At 55.2% G+C, this 9,202-nt stretch carries 8 protein-coding genes; 1 reads left to right on the top strand and 7 read right to left on the bottom strand.

Annotated features, from left to right (window positions below):
- Positions 1 to 4: 4 nt before the first annotated feature.
- The 7 genes from csiR to OGY10_RS19845 all read right to left on the bottom strand — a co-directional run bounded on the left by csiR (position 5) and on the right by OGY10_RS19845 (position 8,180).
- On the bottom strand, positions 5 to 691 hold the full coding sequence (gene csiR / locus OGY10_RS19815) for a DNA-binding transcriptional regulator CsiR (protein ID WP_153752405.1): 687 nt from the start codon (positions 689 to 691) through the stop codon (positions 5 to 7).
- 45 nt (positions 692 to 736) lie between these two features.
- Complete coding sequence (gene gabP / locus OGY10_RS19820; RefSeq protein ID WP_003839698.1) at positions 737 to 2,137, bottom strand: GABA permease; 1,401 nt, start codon at positions 2,135 to 2,137, stop codon at positions 737 to 739.
- Between the two features lie 147 nt (positions 2,138 to 2,284).
- Positions 2,285 to 3,568, bottom strand: coding sequence for a 4-aminobutyrate--2-oxoglutarate transaminase (gene gabT / locus OGY10_RS19825; RefSeq protein ID WP_286577264.1), 1,284 nt, complete (start codon positions 3,566 to 3,568; stop codon positions 2,285 to 2,287).
- A 25-nt stretch (positions 3,569 to 3,593) separates the two neighbouring features.
- Complete coding sequence (gene gabD, locus OGY10_RS19830; protein ID WP_267454483.1) at positions 3,594 to 5,042, bottom strand: NADP-dependent succinate-semialdehyde dehydrogenase; 1,449 nt, start codon at positions 5,040 to 5,042, stop codon at positions 3,594 to 3,596.
- 23 nt (positions 5,043 to 5,065) lie between these two features.
- Positions 5,066 to 6,334 (bottom strand): L-2-hydroxyglutarate dehydrogenase, encoded by a 1,269-nt coding sequence (gene lhgD / locus OGY10_RS19835; protein ID WP_032944687.1) that lies wholly within the window; start codon positions 6,332 to 6,334, stop codon positions 5,066 to 5,068.
- A gap of 17 nt (positions 6,335 to 6,351) precedes the next feature.
- Entirely contained in the window at positions 6,352 to 7,329 is a 978-nt protein-coding gene (gene glaH, locus OGY10_RS19840; RefSeq protein WP_153686752.1) for a glutarate dioxygenase GlaH, read from the bottom strand.
- Positions 7,330 to 7,577: 248 nt separating this feature from the next.
- On the bottom strand, positions 7,578 to 8,180 hold the full coding sequence (locus OGY10_RS19845) for a short chain dehydrogenase (RefSeq protein ID WP_197385568.1): 603 nt from the start codon (positions 8,178 to 8,180) through the stop codon (positions 7,578 to 7,580).
- Between the two features lie 98 nt (positions 8,181 to 8,278).
- On the opposite strand from OGY10_RS19845, the gene OGY10_RS19850 reads away from it, so the two are divergent.
- On the top strand, positions 8,279 to 9,175 hold the full coding sequence (locus OGY10_RS19850; protein WP_286577269.1) for a LysR substrate-binding domain-containing protein: 897 nt from the start codon (positions 8,279 to 8,281) through the stop codon (positions 9,173 to 9,175).
- The last annotated feature ends 27 nt before the right edge of the window (positions 9,176 to 9,202 follow it).

Below are 9,202 nucleotides of genomic sequence, written 5' to 3' on the forward strand. Positions count from 1 at the left end.
AGGCTTATTGCGTCAGTAATTTACCGGACATAGCCTGTTGAATAATCGGAATCGGCGTCAGCAAATGCTGGCGCATTAATTCGCTGGCGCGCGCGGCATCACGTGCCAGAATCGCTTCAATCAGCGTCTTGTGCTGATCGTGTTTGTCTTCCAGCATTTCAACCGACAGCACCGTTTTACGTAGCCAGATAAACCGGTAGCGCGCCGCCAGAGAGAACAGCCGTTCGCGCATTTGCAGCAGATATTGTGAACCACAGCCAGCGACAATCGCCGAGTGAAATGCCTGATGGCGCTGATCCCACTCGTCGAGCATCTGTTCGCTGGCGTCAATGGCTTCAAGCTTACTGAGCATATGCGCGCGCGCCAGAATTTCAGCTTCCCAGGCGTCGTCGCCGCGTTCAATGGCCAGCGCGACCAGCATGGCTTCCATATTGGCGCGGGCATCGAAAATATCGAGCAACTCCTGCTCTGACATCGGGGCGACACGATACCCTTTCTGATTAACCACTGTCACTAACCGCTCGGCAACTAACTGCGAAAGCGCTTCGCGCAGCGGTCCCACGCCTAGCTCATAGCGTGAGGTTAGCAGACTCATACGCAGTTTTTCATCAGGCTGATACACACCGCGGATGATGTCGTTCTTCAGCCAGCGGTATCCATCAATGGCCGTCGGTTGGGGAATGGCGGTCATGGTCATACTCCTGAAAGGATTTCCCGGCCTGCGCCGGGAACAGGTTTAATGCGTATTTTGCAATGGTGCTTTTTGCCACGATAGCAGTTTTTTCCAGCGTGACATAATGGGCACGGTGCAAATAATTCCTATGGCTAACAACCCGGTAGAGATAACTTCCAGCTGTTGGGCCGGGCGAAACAGCATGACCACCAGCACAAAGATAATAAACGCGATGACCAGCCAGGTAAGCCACGGATAGAGCCACATTTTCAGTTTAATTTCACCGCCTCGCGCCAGCAGGATTTTGCGCATCCGCAGTTGAGAAACGGCAATGACCAGATACACCAGCAGCGCGATGGCACCGGAGCTGTCGATCAGGAATTTAAACACCTTGGCCGGGGCGTAATAGTTGACGATGACGGTGAGGAACGCAGCACCTGTCGACAGTAATACCGCCACATAAGGTGTTTTGCTGCGGTTCGTTTTACCCATAAAGGCGGGGGCATCGCCACGGCGGCTCAGGGAGTAGAGCATACGCGATGACGTATACAGCGCGGAGTTAAGACAGCTGGTCACCGACAGCAAAATGACGCAGTCCATGATCAATTTCGCGTGCGGGATATGCAGTAGCTCCAGCACCGAGCGGTAAGAACCGACTTCTTTCAGGCCCGGCATGTTCCACGGGATCAGCGCCACCACCACAAAAATAGAGCACAGATAGAAGATAGAGATACGCCAGATAACCGAGTTGGTGGCGCGAACGATATGTTTATCCGGGGTATCGGATTCGGCGGCGGCGATGGTAACTATCTCTGCGCCCATAAAGGAGAACATGGTGATTAACATCGCGCTGATCACGGCGCCAAAACCGTTGGGCATAAAGCCGCCCTGATCCCACAGGCGTGAAACTCCGCTAACATCGGCATAAGGGTAGAAACCGCTAATCGCCGCCGCACCGAGGGTAATAAACGCCAGAATGGCAATCACTTTGCACAGCGCCAGCCAGAACTCGAATTCACCGTAATTTTTAACGCTCAGCAAGTTACTGCCAGTTAACGCCAGCGTGATAACCAGAGAAAACAGCCAGATAGGAATGCCCGGTACCCAGGAGTGCAGAATGATGGCGGCAATATTCGCTTCCAGAGGGATAACTAACACCCAGAACCACCAGTACAACCAGCCGATGGTGTAACCCGCCCACGGGCCAATGGCCTTATCGGCGTAAGTGGAAAAAGAACCGGTATCCGGGGTGGCAACGGCCATTTCGGCCAGCATGCGCATAATCATCACCACCAGCAATCCGGCGAACAGATAGGCTAATAATACTGCGGGACCGGCTTCTGCAATCGCCACACTTGAACCGACGAACAGACTTGCGCCGATTACCCCGGCAATAGACAGCATGGTGACGTGGCGTGATTTCAGCCCGCCCCCTAAATCATGTGATTGTGACACTTGCCCCATCTTTAAACCTCGTTATTGTTATTGACGTCGCTTCCTGCACCTTACCTGTAGGCCCGGTAAGCGTAGCGCCACCGGGCATCACAACATTGCCGGATGGCAGCGCTTGCGCTTTATCCGGCCTACAATTTCCCGTTTTTATTCGGGGGCTTAACTCTGCTTTGCCTCGGCAAAACACTGGGCGATAATGTCCAGTCCCTGGCGGATTTGCGCATCTTCAATGGTCAGCGGGACAAGAATGCGCAGCACGTTGTAGTAAGGTCCGCAGGAGAGCAGGATCAGTCCTTTCTCGCGTGCACGCGCCACCACTTCCGCAGTCAGTTTGGCGTCTGGTTTCGTGTGGTCGTCGTTTTCGAACAGTTCGATAGCAATCATCGCGCCAAGCCCGCGTACGTCGCCAATCTCGCGATGGGTTTCCGCGATAGCCAGCAGGCCTTCGCGCAGGGTTTGTCCCAGCTCGTTGGCTTTTTGCAACAGATTTTCCTGCTCGAAAATGTTCAGTACCGCCAGCGCGGCGGCGCAGGCAATTGGGTTACCGGCATAGGTACCGCCCAGGCCGCCCGGTGGGATTGCGTCCATGACTTCGGCGCGTCCGGTCACGCCCGCCAGCGGGAAGCCTCCGGCGATGGATTTGGCGAAGGTGGTGAGATCGGGTGCAACGCCCATCTGCTCCATGGCAAACAGCGTACCGGTACGGCCTGCACCGCTCTGTACTTCATCGGCAATCAGCATGATCCCGTGTTCGTCACAAATGGCGCGCAGCCGTTGCATAAAGGAAGGAGATGCCGCGTAAAAGCCGCCTTCACCCTGAACGGGTTCAATCACGATGGCGGCGACGTCTTCTGGCGCGGCATCGTTTTTGAAAATGCGGTGAATGCTGGCGATAGCATCATCTTCACTGATGCCGTGCAGCGGGCAAGGATAAAGCGCGCGATACACGTGGCCCGGCATCAGCCCCATTCCGGCGGAGTACGGATTGACTTTCCCGGTCAGTGACAGGGTGTAGTGGGTACGACCGTGGTAAGCGCCACTAAAGGCGATAGTCCCCGTACGCTTGGTGGCGGCACGGGCGATTTTCACTGCGTTTTCCACCGCTTCAGAACCGGTGGTCACCAGCAGGGTTTTCTTGGCGAAATCACCCGGCACTTTCTTATTCATGATTTCACACAGCTCCAGGTACGGCTCATAGGCCAGCACCTGGAAACAGGTATGGGACAGCTTTTTCAACTGCGCTTCTACCGCAGAGACGATCTGCGGATGCAGGTGACCGGTGTTCAGCACCGCAATACCGCCAGCAAAGTCGAGGAATTCACGGCCTTCAACGTCCCAGACCCGACAGTTTTCTGCCCGCTCGGCAAAAATAGGGTGGATCTGGCCTACGCCACGGGGAACGGCGTTGCTGCGACGTTGCATAAGTTCTTTGTTGGTGCTCATCAGGTGTTCTCCAGTATTTGTTTTATTAAAGGCCGATGCACATATATTTGATTTCTAAGTAGTCTTCGATGCCGTATTTCGATCCTTCACGGCCAAGACCGGAGGCTTTTATCCCCCCAAACGGGGCGACTTCGTTGGAGATAATGCCGGTGTTAATCCCGACGATGCCGTACTCCAGCGCTTCGCCAACGCGGAAGACGCGGCTTAAATCACGGGCGTAGAAATAGGCGGCCAGACCAAACTCGGTGTCGTTGGCCTGAGCGATGACGTCAGCTTCGTCTTTAAAACGAAACAGCGGAGCCAGCGGGCCGAAGGTTTCTTCTTTGGCGACCTTCGCGTTATCAGGCACATCTACCAGAATGGTGGGCTGGAAGAAGTTACCGCCGAGTGCATGAGGTTTACCGCCCGCGATAATGCGTGCGCCTTTATCCAGAGCGTCGGCGATGTGTTCCTGCACTTTGGCAACCGCTTTCTCGTCGATCAGCGGTCCGGTGGTGACGTCAGGTTGCAGACCATCGCCGAGATGCAGCTTGCTCACCGCCTGCTGGAGTTTTTCAGCAAAACGCTCATACACGCCGTCCTGTACGTACAGGCGATTGGCGCAGACGCAGGTTTGCCCGGCGTTACGGAACTTCGATGCCAGCGCACCTTCCACGGCTTTATCGAGATCGGCATCGTCAAAGACGATAAATGGCGCATTGCCGCCCAGCTCCAGCGATACCTTTTTGATGTCTTTGGCGCACTGCTGCATTAACTGACGGCCGATTTCGGTCGAGCCGGTAAATGACAGCTTGCGTACCAGCGGGTTGCCTGTTAGCTCGTTGCCGACTGCGCTCGCAGAACCAGTCACCACGCTGAAAACGCCAGCCGGGATCCCGGCGCGATTAGCCAGTTCCGCCAGCGCCAGTGCGGAGTAAGGGGTCTGGCTGGCGGGTTTAAGCACCATCGTACAGCCTGCTGCCAGCGCCGGACCGGCTTTACGGGTGATCATCGCTGAGGGGAAATTCCACGGCGTAATTGCGGCGGTAACGCCGATCGGCTGCTTGATGACGATCAGACGCTTATCGGCCTGATGGCCAGGGATCGTATCGCCATAGATGCGTTTGCCCTCTTCGGCAAACCACTCAATAAATGAGGCTGCATAGGTGATTTCGCCTTTGGCCTCCGCCAGCGGTTTACCCTGTTCCAGGGTCATCAAGCGGGCGAGATCGTCCTGATGCTCAATCATCAGGTTGAACCAGCGGCGCAGGATATTGGCTCGCTCTTTGGCGGTCAGCGCACGCCAGGCCGGCAGGGCGCGGTTAGCGGCGTTAATCGCTTCGCGGGTTTCATCTGCCCCCATTTTAGGTACGCTACCCAATTGCTGACCGTTGGCGGGATTGGTCACTGCGATGGTCTCGCCGCTGTTGGCGTCACGCCAGTTGCCGTTGATTAGTGCCTGCTGGCGAAATAATGTTGGATCGTTAAGTTGCATGATTGCTTCCTGTCTTAATCGGTTTAACGGGTAAATGCGGCGTGTAATGTCTCCACGCTACGTGCCGCACGCAGCGTGCGTCCGGGGTTACTCTGGTTCTCCAGCAGCGCATGAACTTTGCTGACAATATGTGCGCCGATAGGGATTGCCGACGTTGCTGCCGGAGAAGGGGCGTTACAGGTGTGAATTGAGCGTGGCGTGGTGACAAACAGAAAATCGTCGATAAGCTTGCCATCAGGTGACACCGCCTGTGCCCGTACGCCCGCAGGCCAAGGTTGCAGATCCTTAAGCGTCAGGCTCGGGCAGTACTTTTGTACCAGCCGCAGATAACCGCTTTTGCACAGCGAATTCTTCATTTCACCAAGCCCTGAGCGCAGGTTGTTTTGCAGCACGCGGCGAATACCAGAAGAGCCGAGGATCTCCAGCGTATCGCTGAGCGAGAAGTCACGTTTACGATAGCCTTCACGTTTAAATGCCAGTACCGCGTTGGGGCCGACGGTGACGCTGCCGTCAATCATCCGGGTCAAATGAACGCCGAGAAACGGCATCGCCGGGTCGGGGATGGGGTAGATCAAATGGTTAACTATCTGATTATGTTCTGGCGCCAGGCGGAAATATTCGCCCCGGAACGGACAGATGATAAAGCCAGGTTCAACGCCGAGCATTTTTACCAGTCGGTCCGCCATCAGGCCAGAACAGCTAATCAGCGTCGCGCCTTCATATTCCTGGCCCTGACGGGTACGGACAATCACGCCTGCAGCATGCTCTTTCAGCGCGCTGACCTCGGCGTTGTAAATAATTTCACCGCCTTTGGCCTGGAAAATCTTCGCCATCGCGGCGGTGACTTCGCGGTAGCTGACAATCCCGCTCGACGGGACAAAAATGCCGCCCAGTCCGGTGATATTGGGTTCACGCTCGCGAAGTTCCTGCGCATTCAGCCATTCGCGCTCCAGACCGTTAGCGGCGGTGCGATCCCAAAGCGCGCGCATGCGCTCCATTTCCAGAGCGGAGGTGGCAACCAGCATTTTTCCGCAGACGTCGTAGCGGATGCCGTTTTGGTCGCAAAAGGCTTTTGTGGCGCGATTTCCGGCCAGGCAAAACTGTGCCTTCAGGCTGCCGGGGGTGTAATAGACCCCGGCATGAATGACGCCGCTGTTGTGGCCCGTCTGGTGGCAGGCCGGGCCAGACTCTTTTTCCAGTAGCGCGATTTTGGCGTCCGGATAGACATCAATCAGTTGCATGGCGGTCGACATGCCGATAATGCCGCCGCCAATAATCACAAAATCATACATCCGCTTTTCCTTCGCGCTTACTGATGGGTCTGGTAGTGGTTGGTCGCGTACGCAAAATAACCACGCTGGCGCATCAGTTCGCGGCGCAAGTCCGGATGCGAAGTGAAACGATCGCGCCCGTGCAGCCAGAACAGGTTGTTGATCAGCAGGAATTTACCCACTGAAACCGGAACGGAAATAATGCTCTTGCTGGTTTCCAGCGCATCGGACAGGTCGCTCAGCCAGACGCCTTCTTCATAGTCTTTTGGCTGGACGAACTGGTCGATGTAGCGCATTACCGGGCGGCCCTGCTGGTCAACGTCAAATACCGGATGGAACACTTCCTGACTGACGTTTTTGCTTGGCGGTGCGGCAAAGCGCATGGCGCGACGTGCCAGAGGATGGGTAAAGTACTGATCCAGATGCTCCCAGTCGTCGAGGTGCAGCAGCAGCGAGTTACCGCCGGTCATGTTCTGCTCGTCGATCTTCATCATCAGCACGTAATCGGTGATTTCTTCGAGGTAGGTTCCGTCGTTGTGCAATTCCATCACTCGGTGAGGCTGGCGCAGATAGCTGTCTGAGTTATCGACGTTTTTCACCACAAAACGAGCGTAATATTGACCGCTCATCGCATCAAAATTAGAGCGTCCGATGAGGTGCGCTACCGCCGTTGCCAGCTTGACCATCTCTTCCGCCTGCGCCACGTCATCTACGCCAACGGCATTGATTAGCAGTGCGCCTTCGGCACGATCGAGCAGGGTTTTCAGCAGCAGGGGCTGTAACTGATTGCCGCACAGGTCGTCGAGGATCTTGCTCACTTTGAAGCGCAAGAAGGATTTGTATTCCAGCGCCTGAACCGGCCACTGCGCGACGGCCTGCAGAAATTGCTCAGTGGTCTCAGCAGAAAAAGTCAGCTCCAGCAGGCGTGGGGATTGGGCTGACGGTTTCAGCGTGAAACCGCTGTAGTGCTGGGCTGGATCTTCAGCGTTCGGTTTTACGGCAGTCAGTGCGTTCATCAAATCGTTCCTCTCAGTAGATTGTCAGGGAGATATGGCGCAGCTCGTTTCGTAGCCATAAATTAAAAATATCTACATTTTTGAAAAACGCGCACAGAATGAGCTTGTTTGTTTATTATTTGTGATCAAAAGCAACAATTATTTAACATTATGAAGGGTGTGGGTTAATGCGAGGAAAAAGATAAAGTATTTTAAAACAGTGGGTTAATCACGCTGCCGCTGGTGATGTGTCAACGGCAGCGGCAAAGTCAGTAACCGACTTTATAAATACGCCCGGTTTGGATGCCTTCCACACTGCGGCGGTAGGCGTTGGCGACGGTGGTGGCTGGCACGCTTTCAAAGCCCGGGAAGAAACTGTCGTAAGCTTCGGCGGACTCACTCAGCACGGTCGGACTTATCAGGTTAATGCGTTGACCATGGCCCAGTTCACAGGCCGCGGCGCGAACAAATCCTTCCAGCCCGGCATTGATCGTTGCGGCGTTTGTCCCCTGGGCGATGGGCTCGTGGGCGATAATGCCGCTAATTAACGTTATCGATCCGCCATCATTCAGGAAATGCTGCCCGGTTAATGCCAGGCGTATCTGGCCTAATAGCTTATCCTGAAGCCCCTGATTAAAGTCCTGGTCGGTCATGGTCGACAGCGGCCCAAAGAACAGATTACCGGTGGCGGAAACGATCGCATCTACCCGACCGACTTTTTCAAACAAGGCCTCGACACTCTCCTGCGAGGTGATATCGACCTGGTAATCACCCTGAGTGCGACCCACGCGGACCACCTCATGTTTACGGCTCAATGCTTCTGTAACTGCGCGACCCACTGTACCACTGGCACCAATAATGACGATTTTCATAACCACCTCCACAATAGTGTGAGCCGCTATTCTTTAATGAAAATGAAATCAGATAAACTGGCTAAAAGTTAGATGATTACTAACCAGGGGTTTGTAATATGGATAAACTGCGCGGCATGGAAACGTTTGTCGCCGTGGTGGAGAGTGGGAGCTTTACTTCTGCGGCGACGAGGCTCGAGATGTCTGCGGTGATGGTGGGAAAATATATCACCCAACTGGAAGCGCAGCTCGGCACGCGTTTGCTGGAGCGCAATACGCGCCGCCAGAGTCTGACCGATGCCGGACGCGTCTATTTTGAAGAAGCCCGTCGCGTGCTGGAGCAGGTATCGATAGCCGAACGTTCGGTAGAGCGTCTGCGGCTGGCACCTGCGGGGACGCTGCGCATTAGCGCGCCCACTTCTTTTGGCGCTTGCGTGATCTCGCCGCTGGCCGCTGCGTTTTTACAGACCTGGCCAGAGGTGCGTATTGAACTGGATCTCACCAACCGGATGGTTGATCTGGTGAATGAAGGTGTCGATCTGGCGATCCGCATTGGCGATATCCATCAGACTGACGTGGTGGCGAAATACCTGTGTCCCTACCGTATGGCAATTTGTGCTTCGCCAGATTATCTTGCCCGTCATGGCACCCCCCGGACGCCCGCGGATCTGGTGGATCATCTGTGCCTGTCTCATACCGTGTGGACGGCTCGAAACGAGTGGATACTGCCTGGCGTGACGGGGGAGTTCAGATGGAAGCGCGATGCGATCCTGCGCTGTAACGATGGTCATGGCCTGCGTATGGCGGCAGTAGCGGGGGCTGGGCTGTTATTACAACCTGAGGTGCTGCTGGCGCAAGAACTGGCTACGGGGAAATTGATTCGGATCCTGGAAGGGTTTACGCCGCAGCCGCGGCCAATTCATTTGCTGTGGCGACAGGATTTGCGTCCGTTGCCTAAGCTGACACGGTTTGTTGAACATGTGCTGGAAGGAACGCAGGGGCTGCGCGGAAAATAAAAATGCCGGATGGCGTTGCACTTATCC

Source organism: Citrobacter sp. Cpo148 (assembly GCF_030332375.1).
Classification (GTDB): domain Bacteria; phylum Pseudomonadota; class Gammaproteobacteria; order Enterobacterales; family Enterobacteriaceae; genus Citrobacter; species Citrobacter portucalensis.

Coding starts and splice junctions, on each gene's coding strand:
- gabP (WP_003839698.1), bottom strand. CDS start 2,137: ATGGGGCAAGTGTCACAATCACATGATTTAGGGGGCGGGCTGAAATCA.
- glaH (WP_153686752.1), bottom strand. CDS start 7,329: ATGAACGCACTGACTGCCGTAAAACCGAACGCTGAAGATCCAGCCCAG.
- lhgD (WP_032944687.1), bottom strand. CDS start 6,334: ATGTATGATTTTGTGATTATTGGCGGCGGCATTATCGGCATGTCGACC.
- OGY10_RS19845 (WP_197385568.1), bottom strand. CDS start 8,180: ATGAAAATCGTCATTATTGGTGCCAGTGGTACAGTGGGTCGCGCAGTT.
- OGY10_RS19850 (WP_286577269.1), top strand. CDS start 8,279: ATGGATAAACTGCGCGGCATGGAAACGTTTGTCGCCGTGGTGGAGAGT.
- gabT (WP_286577264.1), bottom strand. CDS start 3,568: ATGAGCACCAACAAAGAACTTATGCAACGTCGCAGCAACGCCGTTCCC.
- gabD (WP_267454483.1), bottom strand. CDS start 5,042: ATGCAACTTAACGATCCAACATTATTTCGCCAGCAGGCACTAATCAAC.
- csiR (WP_153752405.1), bottom strand. CDS start 691: ATGACCGCCATTCCCCAACCGACGGCCATTGATGGATACCGCTGGCTG.